Consider the following 17,415-nt stretch of genomic DNA (forward strand, 5'->3'; position numbering starts at 1 on the left):
CGTGGGACTCCGATGGATGCGTCGGCAATTATCGCGACGGGACGATCGATGCGCCAACGCAAAGCGTCGCGGCCGATCCGGATTGCGCGTTCGGGCAACGCACGGCGCTACATCGCGGCGCCGGCGCGGCCCGAGCGCTCGTCCGCGAGGTTCGTGCGGCTCTCGTCGATCACCGCGACGTCGCAGACGAGATGCTGGATCGCGAGCTGCGCGCCGATGCCGTTGTGGAGGAAGATGTTCGGCGCGAGATTGCGCAGTTCGACGCGAAAGCGGTCGACTTCGGCCCGATATTCGGGCCAGCCCGCGCGATCTTCGCCGTAGCACGCCCACAACGCCCGCCAGCGGCGGCAAAAATCGGCAATGTGGAAATGCAGCACGTCGAGCTGCGGGTGATCGCGCGCATCCTCGAGCACGAAGATCAGATGCTCGCGCACTTCCCACGGCGTCATGACGGCGGGCAGATTGACCGATTCGTACCGCAGTTCGGCCGGCCCCCCGTCAGGCGCGACATGGCGCGCGCGCCAGCCGGGCTGGTCGAGGCCCGGCACGCGTCCGGCGCTCACCAGCGGCCAGAAGCCCGGGCCGCCGACCGTGTCGGCGACGAGGTGGATGCGTGCGCGCGTGTCCGAATTGACCACCTTGTGACGGCGCCACGTGTCGAAGATCCAGCATTCGCCCGCAGCCATGTGCAGGTCGCTGTCGCCGCAATGAAACCGCACTTCCGGCTGCGTCACGATCGGCACGTGGACCCGAATGTGTTCGCGCCAGTAGTAGTCGATGTCGACGTGCGGCGTGACCTCGGCCTGGCCCGACAGGCGCATCAGGCGCGAGCGGCCGAGCGTCGCGCCGAACGATGCGAGCACCTGGCGCAGGTACGGAAGCCGCGCCAGATGCGGCGTCGGCCGCATCGGGCCGCGCACGGCGTCGTCGCCGGGGTCGCCGCCGACCGCGATCAGCGGCACCGCGGAATTGCCGGCGAAGCCCTGCGGGTGAGGCCGCCATGCCGATTCGCCGAGCTGCTCGATCTCAGCCGCGAGCGCCGCCGCGTCGAAGCTCAACGGAAGTTGCAGAAACGGAACCTGGAGTTTCATGGCGCGTGCGTTCGGTAACGTTCGGGTCGAACGCCGATAGTAGTGCGCCGACCCGCAGGTCGTCGAACGTTCCCGCGGGCGCCGCGCAGCGGGATCGATGCGCACGGGCTCCGCCCCATCGCGGAGCCTGTGCGAGAATTCGCCGATTGCCCCGATTCGCCGCCGCCCGTGATCATTTCGCACAGTTCCCGCTACGTTTTTTTCGCGGTGCCGAAAACCGGCACGCATTCGATCCGCCGCGCGCTGCGACCGCAGCTCGCCGATGGCGACATGGAGCAGGTCGGCCTGTTCGTCGACAAGCGCTTTCCGTATCCGGCGCTGGCGAGCCTGGGCCACGGCCATGTGAGCTATCTGCAGGTCGCGCCGGTGCTCGGTTCGGTGCTCGACGACTATTTCAAGTTCGCGTTCGTGCGCAATCCGTACGACCGCTTCGTGTCGTACTGCGCGTTCATGGCGCGCAACGGCGACGCGTTCGCGCAGCGGCCCGGAGACGTCATGCGTTTCTTCATCCGCGACAATCCGCAGCTCGATCATCTGCTGTTTCGCCCGCAGTACGAGTTGCTGGCCGACGAGAGCGGGCAGGTGCGCATGGATTTCATCGGCCGCAGCGAGCGCTCGCAGGCCGATTTCGACGCGATCTGCGCGAAGGTCGGCATCGCCTCGTCGCCGCTGGAGCAGGTCAACAGCACGCAGCACCGGCACTACGCCGACTACTACGACGACGAACTGCGCGGTCTGGTCGCGCGATTCTACGCACGCGACCTCGAGGCCTTCGGCTACGGGTTCGACGGGTAGTTCCAGCGTCGCAGATACGGTTCGAGCGTCGGCAGCACGCGCTCGAAATGGCTGCGGTAGCGCGTCCAGCGGCCGACGCCCTTGCGGTTGACCGGCTCGACCACCTGGCTGTAGCTCGGCGTGCCGATGAAGCCGCGCGTACGGGCGTGCTCGTGGAACGCCGTCATCGCGGGGTGGCGCGCAACGCCGAGAAAATCGGCCAGCGCGACAGCCGCGGCGTCGATATCGTCGACGAGGTCTTCGTGGCGCAGTTCGAACACGGCCGGTTCGAGCAGCCGGCAGTGGTCGAGCCACGCGTCGAACGCGTCGGCGTAGCCGCGCGCGGTCGATTCGAGCGTCGCGCACAGCGGCACGTACAGCGGTTCGCTGAACATCTGAAGGTAGTTGCTCAGCACGACGTCGCACGGGTGGCGCAGCGCGAGCACGATCCGCGCGTGCGGAAACACGCGCGCGATCATCGGCAGGCGCAGGAGGTTCAACGGATTCTTGTCGACGAGACGGCGCGACGCGTCGGCCTGCGTGCGGCTCGCGACGGTCGCGAAGTACTGCGCGCGCAATGCATCGAGGTCCGCGCGCGTCAACGCGCCGAGATCCTGCGGGTAGCGCAGCCCGCGCTGCTCGACCGCCGCGATCAGGTTCTGCACGAAAGGCTGTTCGTCCATCGTCGTCAGCGCGGGATGCGCGTCGAGCATGGTTTCGAGCAGCGTCGTTCCGGAGCGCGGAAAACCGACGACGAAGATCGGCGATGCCGCCGCGTCGGGCGCGCCGTCGTGCTGCCAGGTCGCGACGAGTTCCGGCGTCAGCCGGCGGCGTGTGATCGTCATCGTGTCGAACGACACGGCCTGCGGATGATCGATCGCGAGCTGCTTCATCTGCGCGGCGTGCGCGCGGTCCAGCATCGCCATCGCCGCGTCGGGCCTGCGCGCGCGGTCGTACAGGCGTGCGAGGCCGAACGCGATCGTCAGGTGGCGTTCGAGCGCGCCGGGCGCTTCGAGTATCGCCTCGTGCCGGCGTATCGCGTCGTCGACGTCGTCGCCGCGTGTGGCGACGAGCGCACGCACGACGGCGGCCTGTTCGCTCAGTTCCGCGGTATCGAGCGGACCCAGTCGCTCCAGCGCGGCTCGCGCTTCGGGTATGCGGTTGATGCGTTCGTACAGTTCGGCCTGGCGCAGCCGCACGCGCGGATCGTCGGGCAGTCGCCGCGCCGCGAGATCGAGCGCGGCTTCGGCATCGGCCGTGCGCTCGACGCGCATCAGCGTCCATGCGACGTCGAGCAGCTCGCCGGGTTCGTTCGCGCACCACGTGCGCCAGCCGTCGAGCAGGCGCCGGGCCGAAGCGTCGTCGCCGACCGCGTGGCTCGCCTTCGCGGCCTGCGCGCGAATCAATGCGTCGTCCGGCGCGAGTTCGTAGGCGCGCATCAGAAATTCGAAAGCTTCCGGGTTGCGCTGTTGCGACAGCGCGATCAGTCCGAGATTGCGCAGCGCTTCAGATTGCGCCGGATCGATCGAGAGCGCGTCGCGATAGACGCGCTCGGCGTCGGCGTCGCGTCCGAGCAGGCGCAGCATCGCGCCTTGATTGATCCGATATTCCGCGACGCCGGGGCTCACGACCGCCAGCCGCTCGAAAGCGGCGAGCGCGTCGTCGTAGCGCGATTGCGCATCGAGACTCAGTGCGAGGACCAGCAAGGCTTCCTCGTCGTCGGGCAGGGTGGCGAGGGCGCGCCGCGCCGCCGCTTCGGCGGCGCGCGCATCGCCGGACTGGAGCGCGTTGAAAGCGGATTGGAGCATGAAGAGTTGCCGGATCGTCAATGAAAAAGCCGCGTGGCTTGCGCCACGCGGCTTGTATAGCACTACGAACTACGTTGCGGCGCTTAGAACTTCACGCCGACGCGAGCCCAGAAGTAGCGGCCCACGGTGTCGTACGTACGCTCGTCGGTATTGCCGTTGAAGCCGTACTGCCACAGCACCGGCGCCTGCTTGTCGAACACGTTGTCGATACCGAGTTCGACGTGCGTGTTGATCGGCTCGATGTTATAGCCGAGCTGCAGGTTGTGGTACGTGTAGGCGCCCGTACGGAACGAGTTGTGGCCGGCGTCGATCACCGGAGCGATGACGTTGTAGCCCGACGGCGTCGAGATCGTATCGCCGAAGCGCGACGGACCGATGTAGCGAACGCGCCAGGACGCATCGAACGCGCCGAGGTTCCAGTTCAACGCCGCGAGAGCGCGCCAGCGGGCAAAGTTGCCGTTGCCGCCGGTCGACGACGACTGGTACGAACCCGCGTAGTTGATCTGCGTCTCGATCACGCCCTGGATGCTCTGCACGTTGTACTTCTGCAGATAGGTCGCATCGAGGCTCGCGCGGAAGTTGCCCCACGCGGTTTCCGGCAGACGGTACTTGAAGCCGATGTCGATACCCGAAGTGTCGATGCGGCCGACGTTCTGCGTCGTGTTGTTGACGAAGTTGACGTCGCCTGTCTGCGCTTCGCGCGTGAACAGGTTGCAGTAGTTGCCGTTGATGAAGCACTGGTCGAGGATGTTCTGCGTACCGAGCGCACCGATGGTGTCGGTGAGGTAGATGCGCCACACGTCGACCGACGTCGAGAAGCCTTCGAGCCAGTTCGGATCGTAGACGAAGCCCCACGTGAACGACTTGCCCTGTTCCGGCAGGACGTTGACGTTGCTGCCCTGCAGGGACTGCGTCTGCTGCGTCAGCTGCTGGAAGCCCGGCTGCAGGCCCTGGCAGGCCGGGTTGTTGACGTCGGCGGCGCTGAGGTTGTCGCAGGGATCGCGGTAGGTGTCGGCGCTCGGGGTGATGCCGCCGTACAGGTCGGAGATCGTCGGCGAGCGGAACACTTCGGCGATCGTGCCGCGAATCAGCAGGTCGTCGATCGGGCGCCATTCGAGGCCGAGCTTCGAGTTCGTCGTATCGCCGAACGCGGAGTAGTCGGAATAGCGGCTGCCGAGCGTGAAGTTCAGCGACTTGGCGAGGAACACGTCACGCAGAACCGGGATGAAGAACTCGGCGTAGACTTCCTTGACCGACAGTTCGCCGCTGTTCGGCGACGCGCACGCGTCGGTCGACGTCAAGCACTCGCCCGTGTTCGGGTTCGTGATGAGCGAGGCGAAGTCCGGCTGGAAGTACTGATAGTCCTTGCGGTATTCGCCGCCGAGCGCGAGGCTCACGGCGCCGGCCGGCAGTTCGAACAGTTCGCCGGTGAGGTTGAACTGAGCGGTCTTCTCGGTCGCGTACGAGTGCGCGAACGGGGTGATCGCCAGCGCCTGCAGCGCTTCGAGGTTCGCACGGCCTTCCGGCGAGGTGCCGTCGGTCACGTTGAAGATGTTGATCGGCACGCAACCGGCGATGACCGCGCCCGGACGGCCGCAGCGCGCGACGCCGTCGGCGTCGTAGAACGACGGGCCGACAGCGGCGGCCAGACCCGGCTTGTAGTAGTAGCCCGAGGACGAACGCGTCTGGTCGGTGCGCGCCCAGGTGATGCCCGCGTCCCACTGCCACGTGTCGCCGAAGCTGCCGCGCAGGCCCGTGCTGATCTGGTCGGCCTGCGTCGAGAAGCGGCCTTCGCGATTGCCCGCGAGGACCGTACGCGTGCCGCCCGACGAGACGTTGACGCCGAACGGGTTGTAGATGCTGTCGGCCGAGACGATCGCGCCCGAGTTGATGCCGAGGATCAGCGGCAGCGGGGCGATGACGAACTTCGAACGCGTCTTGTTCGTGAACGCTTCGACGTAGGCTTCGACGTTGTCGGTGATGCGGTAGTTGCCCGCCGCGAACAGGCCGGCGCGTTCGGTCGGCGTCAGTTCGAGGTTGTACGGCGAGTAGTCGTACGAGTCGTTGTTCGCGCCGCTGGCGACGTAGCAGCGGTAGTCGGTGGCGGCGGTGCCGCGCGTGCCGGAGATGCGCGTCACGTTGACGGTGGCCGACGTGCCCGGGCAGTTGATGCCCAGAGCGACGGCGCGCGAACGCGGAATGACCAGACGGCCGTTCGGCACGGAGCCCGAACCCAGCGCGAAGATGCTGGTGTTGCGGTAGTTGTACAGCGCCGGCGACGAGAACTCGCGCTCGCCCGCGCCGACCTGGCGCTGGCGGTTGTAGGTCATGCCGACCACGACGCTGCCGCGGTCGCTGGCATGGCCGAGGGTCATGCTGACGCCCTTGCGCTCGCCGTCGTCACGATCCGAGACGCCGTAGTCGAACGAGGCTTCCAGGCCCTGGAAGTCGCGACGCGTGATGAAGTTGACCACGCCGCCGATCGCGTCGGAGCCGTACACGGCGGACGCGCCGTCCTTCAGGATTTCGATGCGCTCGACCATGTTGATGGGGATCGAGTTCACGTCGTTGTAGAACACGCGGTGGCCGTTGAGCAGCAGCAGCGTGCGCTGCGAGCCCAGGCCGCGCAGCGAAACGGTCGCCGCGCCGGAGCCGCCGCCGTTGTTCACGGACGGGTTGGTCGCCGCGCCGGCGATCGACGGGGCTTCCTGGAGCAGGTCGCCGATCGTGACCTTACCGGTCTTTTCGATCGCGGACTTGTCGATGACGAAGACCGGGCTCGACGTTTCGAGATCGACGCGACGAATGCGCGAACCGGTGACGACGATCGTTTCCAGCTTGTCGGTGTTCTCGCCGGCGTCCTGCGCGAATACCGGTGCGGCGCTGAGGCCTACAGCGGCCGTCGTGCCCACGTACAGGGCATAGCGCACGGCGCGCAGAAGCTCGTTGCTGTTTTGTCTCATTGCACTCTCCAACGTCAGAGTTGTGACACGGTTCGGGACTTTGCTTTTCCTTCCTGGAAATGGCCAAGGAACTACCTACCTATGCCTCGGCAGCGGCCGATACTAGCAACATTCGCAACGTGTTGGAATCCCTGTTGTATTCTTGCAACGAGTGTCTCGCGTTAACCGAAATTCAACCTTTACATGGTTGATGTTAAAAGGAAATTCTGCTTTTTCGCGTTGTTGCAAATGCGCCGTTTGCGGCGACGGTACGATACCGAAATTGCGCAGTCGAGTGATCGGGCATGCGTCGGCCGGCGGCGTTTCGGAAGGCCGTCCGGACATCTTTCGAGGGGCTTGCGCGAGCGCGCGGAATATGCGTGGGGCAAAAAAACCGGCGCGTCGGCGCCGGGGGTTACAGATCCTGGTGGTACTGCACGTAGGGGATACGTGCCTGCGCTTCGGCTTCCTCGCCGGTCAGCGGCGGGCTGGTCCACAGGTTCTGCGCACCGATGCTCAGGTCTGCGCGCCACGGCGTACGCCAGGTGACGCCGAGATCGAAGCCGGTCCAGCGCTGGCCCGGCGTGCCGCCGGGCGTCAGCGTGTTCGGGTTGTACAGGCGGCCGGTGATGCTCGTGCTCAGCGAATTGCTGGACAGGCCGAGGCTCAACGCGGTCTGCTGCCATTCGGTGCGCGTGCCGGCGGCGTCGGGATTGAGGCGGATGCGGCCGAAGCTCGCGCCGAGATCTAGCGACTGCTCCGGCGAGAACGACCAGCGCCCGTGCGCACCGATCGCGCTCGAATCGCTGAAGCGCCACGCGTCGCGGGCCGGAATCACGAGACTCGGCAGCGTGCTGCCCGGCACGCTCAGCGTCGGCAGCGCGGAACTCAGGACCGGCGCGAACGTCGACGGAAGCGTCGGTTCGAGCCAGCTCAGGCCGAGCCCGAGGTCGAACGCGAAATCGTCGTTGGCCCAGCCGGCATTGAGGGTGCCGGCATACCAGGCGCCGGCCGAATACGTTGCGGGTGCGGTGCCGGCGAGGCAGTCGCCCGCATACGCGAGCTGCTCGAACCGCAGGGCGCCGCAGCCGGAAAAGCCGGCCTGGTCGGGTTCGGCCAGAATCAGCGGGGAAACGCCGAATCCGACCGAAACGTGGGAGTTCGCACCGATTCTCGCCGCGCCGACCAGCGCCGTCGCGTCGACGAGCTGCCAGTCGAGCGCGCCGCCGACCTGCGGCGCTACCGGCTGCGCCAGCGGCGTCTGGCCGGGATTGGCTTTCGCCGCGGCGATCAGGATGCGGCCGTCGGGCGTGCTCCACATCGGCGTCAGGGACAGGTCGGCCGCGCCGCCGCCGGGACGCAGCAGGCTGTCGAGCAGCGCCTGGCGGGTCTGCTGTTGCGGATGGTCCGGCTCGAGCGCAAGCGACTGCGCCGCGGCCACGGAGGGCAGCAGAGCGGTCAGACTGGCGAAGAGCAGGGCCTTGCGCATCGAATACAGGTTCCCGGGGCCGCGGTTGAGACTGTCGGGGCTGGCGTGAGTTCCGTACGGGCGACACACGGTTTACGGCCCGCAGTTTACAAAAAAATAACGTGCGCGTCTTGTGTTGCGTAGCACAGTTCGCGAAAGATCGGAACAGGCGTCCGCCGCAGTTCGCGATCCCGTTCATGGTCGCGACATCTGCGACGACGCGCGATCACCCAGGTTCCCCTAACGCGGCAATCCGGCGCCGGGCGCGCGCGATTTCGGGCTCGCCGGCTGAACCGAATCGCCGATTTGTTCAGCACTTCGCCGCATTGCACTACACTGCGCCCTGCGCTTTGCTCCGCCGAGATCCGTCGTCGCATGTCGATCCCCAAGCCGCCCAGTGCCGGAGCCAGCCTGCGCCAGTTGCCGGCCAATCGTGCCGATCTCGTCGACGCGGCGCTCAAACGATTGCTGCAAGCCGTCGGTTGGGACGACGTAGGGCACGCCGGCGTCGCACTCTGCGGCGCGCTGCTCGGCGACGGGCAGTTTCGCCTGGTCGACAGCGCCGCTGCGGCGGTGCTGATGGCCGGTCACGTCAATGCGCGCCAGGACGCGCTGACCGCGCCGTCGGTGCTCGCGCCGCCGATCGTGCTCGTGGAACCGGCCGCTTACGGCGTTCGCGTGCTGCAGCCGCTCGGCAACCCCGGTGCGACGACGGGCCTCCTCGATGCGCGCGTCGGCGCCGAGGCGTGGTCGAGCCCCGACTGGCAGGAAAACTGGGCGCGCTGCGTGATGCTGCTCGACGCGAAGCTCGTCAGCGTGCGCGCGGCCGACAGCCTGCAGCGCGCGGTCGACCGCCTGGAGCGCGCCGAACGCCTGCAGCGCGCGCTGTTCGCGATCGCCGACCAGGCGAACACCGACCGCGAGATGCCCGAAGTGATGGCGGCGCTGCATCGCATCGTCGGCAGCCTGATGTACGCCGAGAACTTCTACATCGCGCTGTACGAGCCCAAGACCCGCACGCTGCGTTTTCCGTATTTCGTCGACATCGCCGACCAGGACGTTCCCTCGCCGCAGCGCGAGTTCAGCCTCGACGAGCTGCATCGGAGCATGACCTGGCATCTCGTCGTCGGCGGTCGCGCGCTGCGCGGGCCGCCGGGCGCGCTCGCGGCGCAGGTCGACGGCAAGATCGTCGAGGTCGGCCCCGAATGCGTCGACTGGCTCGGCGTGCCGCTGTTGCGCGCCGGCAGCGTCGTCGGCGGGATTGTTGTACAAAGCTACAAGGACAGCGAGCGCTTTTCGGAGCAGGACCAGGCGCTGCTCACCTACGTCGCGCAGCATATTCTGACGGCGCTCGAACGCCGCCGCGTGCACGAGGAGCTCGAACGCCGCGTCGAGGAGCGCACCGACGCGCTGCGCGAGGCCAATCGCGTGCTGCAGCAGCAGGTGCTCGAACGCCAGCGCGGCGAGCGGCTGCAGGCGGCGCTGTTTCGCATCGCCGAACTCGCCAACACCACCGACAGTCTCGACGAGTTCTACGCCGCCGTGCACCGCGTCGTGGGCGGCCTGCTCAACGCGCGCAATTTCTACATCGCGCTCGCGTCGGACGATCGCGGCGAGCTCGGTTTTCCGTATTCGGTCGACGAATTCGACCACGAGCGCAAGGCGCGCAAGCCCGGCCGCGGCCTGACCGAATACGTGCTCAATCACGGCACCGCGCTGCTCGTCGACCGCGACGGCATCGAGCGGCTGCGCATGAGCGGCGACGTCGTGAGCTTCGGTTCGCAGTCGGTGTGCTGGCTCGGCGTGCCGCTGATCTGCGCCGACAAGCCGGTCGGCGTGCTCGCGGTGCAGAGCTATTCCGAAGACTACCGCTATACCGCGCGCGACCAGGAACTGCTCACGTTCGTGTCGTACCACATCGCCAACGCGCTCGAACGCAAGCGCAGTGCCGAATCGCTCAAGCACGCGTACGCCGAACTCGAACAGCGCGTGGCCGAGCGCACCGGCGAACTCGCCGCCGCGAACCGCGACCTGCGCGAGCAGATCGCCTATCGCGAAAGCATCGAGCGCCAGTTGAAGCACGAAACGCTGCACGATTCGCTGACCGGCCTGCCCAATCGCACGCTGTTCCTCGAACGGCTGGAGCTTGCGCTGGATCGTTACCGGCGCGACGCGCAGCGGCCGTTCGCGGTGCTGTTTCTCGATCTCGATCGCTTCAAGATCATCAACGACTCGGTCGGCCATCTCGTCGGCGACGATCTTCTGTATGAAGTCGGCGGGCGCATCGCGGGCTGCCTGAACCCGGGCGACGTCGCCGCGCGCCTCGGCGGCGACGAGTTCGCGATCCTGCTGCACGACGTGCCGCAGCCCGACACCGCGATGGCGTTCGCCGCGCGCATCATCGACGCGCTCAACGCGCCGATCCGGCTGGGCCCGAAGGAAGTGTTCACCTCGACCTCGATCGGCATCGCGCTCGCATCGTCGCGTTACGCGAAGGCCGAAGAGCTGCTGCGCGACGCCGACGTCGCGATGTACCGCGCCAAGGCCGAAGGCCGCCACCGCTACGCGCTGTTCGACGAGCGCCTGCACCAGGAGGCGCTGCGCCTGCTCGAGGTCGAGAACGACCTGCGCCGCGCCGTCGCGCGCGGCGAACTCGAGCCGTATTTCCAGCCGATCGTGCGACTCTCGGACCGCGGCATCGTCGGCTACGAGGCGCTCGTGCGCTGGCGCCATCCCGAGCGCGGCGTGCTGCTGCCGGCGGAGTTTCTCGGGGTGGCCGAAGAGGGCGGCCTCGCCGAGCAGATCGACTGGCAGATGTTCGAGCGCGTGTGCGCGATCGCGCCGGCGCTGACGGCGCAGGGCGGTTTCGTCAGCATCAATCTCACGGCGCGTCATTTCCGCCTGTCGGAGCTCGACCGCGAACTGTTCGCGATTCTCGACCGCAACGGCGTGCTGCCGAGCCGCATTCGTATTGAAGTGACCGAACGCGCACTTCTGGAAAATCCCGCACAGGTCAAGCAGATACTGGTCAACCTGCGCCGCCGCGGCGTCAGCGTCGCGCTCGACGATTTCGGCACCGGCTACTCGTCGCTGAGCTATCTGCACCAGTATCCGCTGCAGGCGCTCAAGATCGACCGCTCGTTCGTCGCCGAGCTCAAGCCGCGCGAAGACGCCAGTTCCAGCGCGGTGGTGCGCGCGATCCTCGCGCTGGCCGGTTCGCTCGGCATGCAGGTGATCGCCGAGGGCATCGAAACCGAAACGCAGCACGAGGCGCTCGAGGTGCTCGGCTGCGAATTCGGCCAGGGCTTTCTGTTCGGCCGGCCGCAACCGGCGGAGCATTGGCTCGCGGGAGGCTAGCCTCGGCCTAGTGCGCCGTCGGCGACGACGGCGCGTCGGGCAGTGCGCGGAACACCTGCTCCAGATCGATGCGGTCGAAGTGGTAGCGCGTATTGCAAAATTCGCAGGTGACTTCGACGCGTCCGTCGTCCTGGATCGCGGCCATCGCCTCGTCGCGGCCGAGATTGCGCAGCACCGCGGCCACGCGTTCGCGGCTGCATTGACAGCCAAAGCGCAGAGGGCGCGATTCGATGAGGCGCGCGCCCTCTTCGTGAAACAGCCGGCGCAGCACCTCGACGGCCGGCAGGTCGAGCAATTCGGCGTCGGTCAGCGTCGCGAACAGGTGCTGCGCGCGATTCCAGCCGTCGGGATCGGCATCGCCGATGCCGCCGCCGCTCGCGATCGGCTGCAGGAGGATCGCGGCGCAGCGCCTTCCGTCGCTGGCGAGGCGGATGCGCGTGGGCAGCTGTTCGGATTGTTCGAAGTAGTTTTCGATCAGCTGCGACAGCTCGCCGTGCTCGACGGGCACCAGCCCTTGATAGCGATGGCCGGTCGCGGCGTTCTCGATCGTGATCGCGAGTATCGGGTTGACGAGGTCGGCAAGGTCGCGCACGCCGTCGAGCGAATCGGCGTACTGCGCCAGGCCGCGCAACTGCCCCTCGTCGGTGCATTGCGCGAACAACAGGCGCACCGGACCGTCGCTCTTGAGCTGTATCGACAGGCTGCCGCGAAATTTCGTGTTGCCGGTGAGCACCGCGCAGGCGGCGAGCGCCTGGCCGAGCCAGGCCGCCACGCGCGGCGGATAGTCGTCGCGGCCGACGACCTCCTGCCAGCTTTCCTCCAGCTGCACGATCACGCCGCCGGCACCGGCGCGTTCGAGCAGGAAACGGTGCAATTGGTCGTTCGCGTCGATCACGTCGGCTCCGGGTCGCGGGTTGTTGCCTTGCGTTGCAGGCGTTGTCGATAGGCGCCGGGACGCTGGCTGCGCCCCGGGCGGGTTCTCTACAGTCCGGCACATCGACCGGAGGGCGGAATCATGAACTGCGTATTGTGGCAGCGCGCGGCGCTGTTGTGCATCGGCTTTTCGATGGCGGGCGCCGCAGGCGCCGCCAACACCGCGCAGGCGCGTGTCGACGATCTCGCGGCGGCCGAGCGCGCGTTCGCGGCCGAGGCGCAGGTCGTCGGCGTTCGCGGCGCGTTCGTGAAGCATCTCGCGGCCGACGCGTGGCTGCTGCGCCCGCAGCCGGTACGCGCCAAGGCCTGGTTCGACGCGCATCCGGGCGGCCCGGGCACCCTTCGATGGGGCCCCGAATACGCCGAAATCGCCGCGTCCGGCGACTTCGGCTACACGTACGGTCCGTGGAACAGCGAGACGCCGGAAGGCGAGAAGGCCGCCGGGCATTTCTTCAGCGTGTGGAAGCGCGGTGCCGACGGCGTGTGGAGGAACGCGCTCGATCACGGCGTCTCGCACGGCCCGGTCGTGCTGGACGCGTCGTTGACGCTGCGCGCCCCGGGCGCCGCGTTGCCCGAACGGCTCGCGATCGACGCGCTCGATGCGGCGCGCACGTCGTTGCACGCGGCCGACGACGCACTCAACGGCGACACGGCGCAGGCCGCGCTCGCGCAGTGCAGTAGTGCAGAAGTGCGCTTGTTCGAAGAGGGGAAAATGCCGCAGGTGACCTCCGCGCCGCCCGCCGCGAGCGTCGCGCCGTCGGGACTGCGCCGGGTGGGAAGCGATCTCGCCGCGAGCGGCGATCTCGCCTATACCGTCGGCGGCCGGGCGGACGCGCGCGCCGATGCGCCGGGCGGTTATGTGCGCATGTGGCGGCGCGACGCGGCGCGCGGCTGGTTGCTGGTCGCGGCGCTGGCGACGGCGCCGGACGAGCCGCGGAAGCGCTGAGCGGCGAGAGACCGTACGGGCGGCCGGCGCGTCGGCATCGCGAAATGTCAACAGTTCGGCCATCCAGTTGCGCATGGATATCGCGCGCCGGGACTATCGGCGCGCGGGACCGCGAAGCGCCCTGACGCCCCGACCGGCGTGGACTCCCGTCATCGCAGTGCAGCCGTTGCAGCCGGCCGCACCGCTCAACAGGGAGAACGCGAATGAAACGTCATCGCCTTGCCGCGGCGATATCGCTGCTGACCGCGGCCGATATCGCGGGCGCCGCCACGCCGCGCGCGGTCGACGCGCAACCGGTCGAATCCGCCGCGCTGTCGGATGCGCGCATCGCCGATCCGAACCGGCTGCTGCTGCGCGCCGGTCTGATCGATCCGACGGTCGAGCGCGTCGACTACGCGCGCACCGGCGCCGCGGCCGACGTCGCGAGCGGCCGTTACGCACTCGTGCAGTTCGACGCCGGCGACACCGACGCGCGGGCGCGGCTCGAAAAGCGCGGCTATCGCATCGTCGGATACGTACCCAATCACGCGTACGTCGTCGAACTTGGGGGCGCGGCGCTCGACGCGCTGCGCACCGACGCGCGCGTGCGCTGGGCGGGCTGGTACCAGCCCGGCATGAAGCTCGATCCCGCGCTGTACGCCGACCGGCTCGCGTCGCTCGCGCGTGCGCCGCACGGCGGCTACGACATCGTCGTGTACGGGTTCGCGGGCGTCGCGGCCGAAGCGCTCGCCGGCGCCGCCGCGAAAATCGCCGGCGCGAACATCCTGCTCGTTTCCGCGCACGAGACGTTGCCGAGCGTTCGCGTGAATATTCAACAAGCGCAGTTGCCCGCGCTGATCCGTGCGATGACGGGCGTCGAGGGCGTCGCGCACGTCGGCCATTACCTGCAGCCCGAACCGTTCAACGCGGCATCCATCCCGACGATTCAAGGAAACAGCACGAGCACGTCCGCGTCGGGCACCGGCACGGTCGGGACGCCGACGCCGCTGTGGGATCACGGCATCTTCGGCTCGGGCCAGATCGTCGCGGTTTCCGATTCGGGCGTCGATGCGAACGAGGCATGGTTCGTCGCGCTGAACAAGGGCGCCGGCACGGTCGCGGCGATCACGCCGTCGTCGTCGCCGCTGCCGCCGGCCGTGGGGCCGCTGTTTCCGGACAACAAGATCGTCGGGTACTGGGTGCAGCCCGGCGCTACCGCGAACGACAACACCGCGACGTGCCCGGGCGGCAATCCGACCGGCTATCACGGCACGCACGTCGCCGGGACGCTGGCCGGCGACGCCGCCGGCACGTTCGGTGCGACGACGTACGTCGCTTCGACGCCGACCGCCGCCAATCACGAACTGGCCGACGGCATGGCGCCGAACGCGCAGATCCTCGTGCAGGACATCGGCAACGACACGACCGGCTGCCTCGCGGGCGGCGCGCTCAACGCGATGCTGACCCAGACGGTGCGTGGCGGCGCGTACGTTCACAACGCGAGCTGGGGCTTCGCATCGGGCGGCGCGTACGGCGGGAACGATGTCGAAGCCGACCGCGGGCTGCGCGACAACGAAGATCTCCTGTTCGTCGTTGCGGCCGGCAACAGCGGGTCGGCCGCCGGCACGACCGGTTCGCCCGGCAACGCCAAGAACACCCTGACCGTCGCCGCGCTCGGCCATGCCGGCAGCACGTCGGTCGCGGGTTTCAGCAGCCGCGGGCCGACCGACGACGGCCGGCGCAAGCCCGATATCGCCGCCCCGGGCGTCAGCATCGTGTCCGCCGCGGGCGACTCGAGCACGACGGCGACGATCGAGGCGCCGGTCGAATCGACGAAGCAGGGCACGTCGATGGCATCGCCGACGATCGCCGGCAACGCCGTGCTCGCGCGCCAGTTTTTCGCCGACGGCTGGTACCCGCGCGGCGTCAGGACCGTCGCCGATGCCTACAAGCCGAGCGGCATGGCGATGAAGGCGGTGCTGCTGAACGGCACGAACGCGATCAGCGCGACGAACTGGAACAGCAACAGCCACGGCTGGGGCCGTGCGTGGCTCGATTCGAACCTGTGGTTCGCAACGACGCTGGCCGGCGGGAACGACGCGCGCCGGCTGCGTCTGTTCGAGCGGACGAACGCGGCCGGACTGCGCAGCGGCGAAACGCACGAATACCGCATCGAGGCCGTTGCGGCGGGCCAGGAACTGCGCGCGACGCTGGCCTGGTACGACGCGCCGTCGACGCTCGCGGCCGCCCTCGCGCTGACGAACAATCTCGACCTGGAAGTTGTCGGTCCGACCGGCACGAGCTACCTCGGCAACGTCTTCGCGAGCGGGGTATCGACCGCCGGCGGGACGGCCGACGTACGCAACACGGTCGAGCAGGTGCGTTTCACCGCGCCGGCGGCAGGCGCGTATACCTTTCGCGTGAAAGGCGCGAGCGTGCCGGGCGACGCCGGGGGCAACGGCGCCTCGGCCGTGCGGCAAGGCTACGCGCTGGCGGTTTCCGGCGCGTTCGGCCTGCCGAATCCCGCTGCGTTTCCGGCACCGGTGCCGACCGCGGCGACGACGGTCGGCGACACGGCGCAGATCGCGTTCACCGCCGCGGCCGGCGCGCAGGGCTTTCAGCTGTACCGCGCGAACGGCACCTGCGCGACCGCCGGCGCGGGCGACTTCCGCCTCGTCGCGACCGGCGCTGCGAGCCCGCTCGTCGACACGGCGGTCTACGGCGGCTACGCGTACGCATACAAGCTGCGCGGCGTATCGGGCGATGTCGAAGGAGACGCCTCCGCGTGCATCGATCACGTGTCTACCGCCGCCTGCGCGCTGGCGCCGACGTTCGACCGCAACGGCGTTGCGGTGACCGATACGCAGGGCGCGAACTGTCACGTGGCGCTCGCCTGGTCCGCGGGTGCTTCGAACTGTCCCGCCCAGTCGCTCGCCTATCGCATCACGCGCGATACGAGCCTGGCGTTCGCGGCGCCGACCACGCTCGCGGCGAACCACCCGGTGCCGTCCTATGACGATACGAGCGTCGCGTTCGGCACGCCGTACTACTACCGCGTGGAAGCCGTCGATGCCGGCGGCAACGCGTCGGCGCCCGGCCCGGTGCTGGCGACGTCCGCGATCGGTCCGAACGGGCTGGCCGGCGACGCCTATCGCGACGACGCCGAAACCGCGATCTATGCGCTGAGCCGGCATCCCTGGCACGTCAGCGCCGCACAGGCGTCCACGGCGGGCGGACGCAGCTACTTCGCCGGCACCGAAGGTTCGACGTACCCGGCCAACGTCTGCGCGGCGATCACCACGCCGAGCCTGCGGGTGCCTTCCGGCGCGACGCTGAGCTTCAAGGCGCGGTACGACCTCGAGTTCGAATGGGACGGCATGGTCATGGAGATTTCGACCGACGGCGGCACGACCTGGACCGACCTTCCGCCGGACGGCGGCTATCCGAGTTCGTTCCGGCAGACGGTCGACAACAACGCCTGCGGCTTCCCGACGACGCAGGGCGCGTTCAGCGGCGTTTCGACGGCCGCGAACAACGCCGATCCCGGCAACGGCACGGCGGCCGCGGTATTCAAGCCGTTCGCGCGTTCGCTGTCGGCGTATGCGGGGCAGACCGTGAAGATCCGTTGGCGCCTGTCGACCGACGGTGCCAGCGAATACGAGGGCGCGTACCTCGACGACATCTCGCTCGGCGGCACCGTCGTCGACCGGCTGTTCTCCGACGGATTCGACAGCGGCGGGATGCCGGCTTGCCACTAGCCTGACTTGCCGACGACCGCCGTTTGCGGCGGTCGTCGGCACGTTGCGGCGACGAACATCCGTCCATGGGCGTATGTATCAATGCGCACAAATCAGTCTAGAGAAATAGTGAGGAAGGGCGCGGGGTTGAGCCCCGTGGTCTGAAGAAAAATTCACGTACTTTTTAGTCGGGAATGTTCTTGCTTAACCCGTTCCGGCTCACCGATGATCGATGGTGCGTTTGCTGACCGTTGACCGGACCGGGGGTGGTTCGGCCGCGGATCGATTCGCAGTGCCGCGGTGCTACGCGTTCGCGACAGCGCCGTAAATCGTCATTACCCCCCGGGAGGGTCTTGCATGAACCGTCATCGCCTTGCAGC

The 17,415-nt window shown here is 68.2% G+C and carries 9 protein-coding genes; 4 read left to right on the plus strand and 5 right to left on the minus strand.

Annotation, left to right across the window (positions count from 1 at the left end):
* Positions 1 to 107: 107 nt before the first annotated feature.
* Positions 108 to 1,091 carry an aspartyl/asparaginyl beta-hydroxylase domain-containing protein gene (locus tag OD750_RS01970; protein WP_263543670.1) on the minus strand — a complete coding sequence of 328 codons (984 nt, stop codon included), beginning with the start codon at positions 1,089 to 1,091 and terminating at the stop codon, positions 108 to 110.
* Between the two features lie 168 nt (positions 1,092 to 1,259).
* On the opposite strand from OD750_RS01970, the gene OD750_RS01975 reads away from it, so the two are divergent.
* Entirely contained in the window at positions 1,260 to 1,886 is a 627-nt protein-coding gene (locus OD750_RS01975) for a sulfotransferase family protein (protein ID WP_263543669.1), read from the plus strand.
* On the opposite strand, the gene OD750_RS01980 is transcribed toward OD750_RS01975, so the two are convergent.
* The 3 genes from OD750_RS01980 to OD750_RS01990 form a co-directional block, all read right to left on the minus strand.
* Positions 1,868 to 3,673: a tetratricopeptide repeat-containing sulfotransferase family protein gene (locus tag OD750_RS01980; protein WP_263543668.1), complete on the minus strand. Its 1,806-nt coding sequence runs from the start codon at positions 3,671 to 3,673 to the stop codon at positions 1,868 to 1,870. The genes OD750_RS01975 and OD750_RS01980 overlap by 19 nt on opposite strands.
* An 83-nt stretch (positions 3,674 to 3,756) precedes the next feature.
* Entirely contained in the window at positions 3,757 to 6,636 is a 2,880-nt protein-coding gene (locus OD750_RS01985) for a TonB-dependent receptor domain-containing protein (protein ID WP_263543667.1), read from the minus strand.
* Positions 6,637 to 7,030: 394 nt separating this feature from the next.
* Positions 7,031 to 8,104, minus strand: coding sequence for a hypothetical protein (locus OD750_RS01990; protein ID WP_263543666.1), 1,074 nt, complete (start codon positions 8,102 to 8,104; stop codon positions 7,031 to 7,033).
* Positions 8,105 to 8,458: 354 nt separating this feature from the next.
* Here OD750_RS01990 and OD750_RS01995 point away from each other — a divergent pair, with 354 nt between their 5' ends.
* Positions 8,459 to 11,440 carry a bifunctional diguanylate cyclase/phosphodiesterase gene (locus OD750_RS01995; protein WP_263543665.1) on the plus strand — a complete coding sequence of 994 codons (2,982 nt, stop codon included), beginning with the start codon at positions 8,459 to 8,461 and terminating at the stop codon, positions 11,438 to 11,440.
* 7 nt (positions 11,441 to 11,447) lie between these two features.
* Here OD750_RS01995 and hslO read toward each other — a convergent pair whose 3' ends face one another.
* Entirely contained in the window at positions 11,448 to 12,335 is an 888-nt protein-coding gene (hslO, locus tag OD750_RS02000) for an Hsp33 family molecular chaperone HslO (protein ID WP_263543664.1), read from the minus strand.
* Between the two features lie 120 nt (positions 12,336 to 12,455).
* Between hslO and OD750_RS02005 the strand changes: the two genes are divergently transcribed.
* Positions 12,456 to 13,319 (plus strand): Cif family virulence factor, encoded by an 864-nt coding sequence (locus tag OD750_RS02005; protein WP_263543663.1) that lies wholly within the window; start codon positions 12,456 to 12,458, stop codon positions 13,317 to 13,319.
* Between the two features lie 203 nt (positions 13,320 to 13,522).
* Positions 13,523 to 17,056 carry a S8 family serine peptidase gene (locus OD750_RS02010; RefSeq protein ID WP_263543662.1) on the plus strand — a complete coding sequence of 1,178 codons (3,534 nt, stop codon included), beginning with the start codon at positions 13,523 to 13,525 and terminating at the stop codon, positions 17,054 to 17,056.
* Positions 17,057 to 17,415: the final 359 nt, after the last annotated feature.

The sequence above is a fragment of the Tahibacter soli genome, assembly GCF_025717065.2.
GTDB classification, from domain to species: Bacteria; Pseudomonadota; Gammaproteobacteria; order Xanthomonadales; family Rhodanobacteraceae; genus Tahibacter; species Tahibacter soli.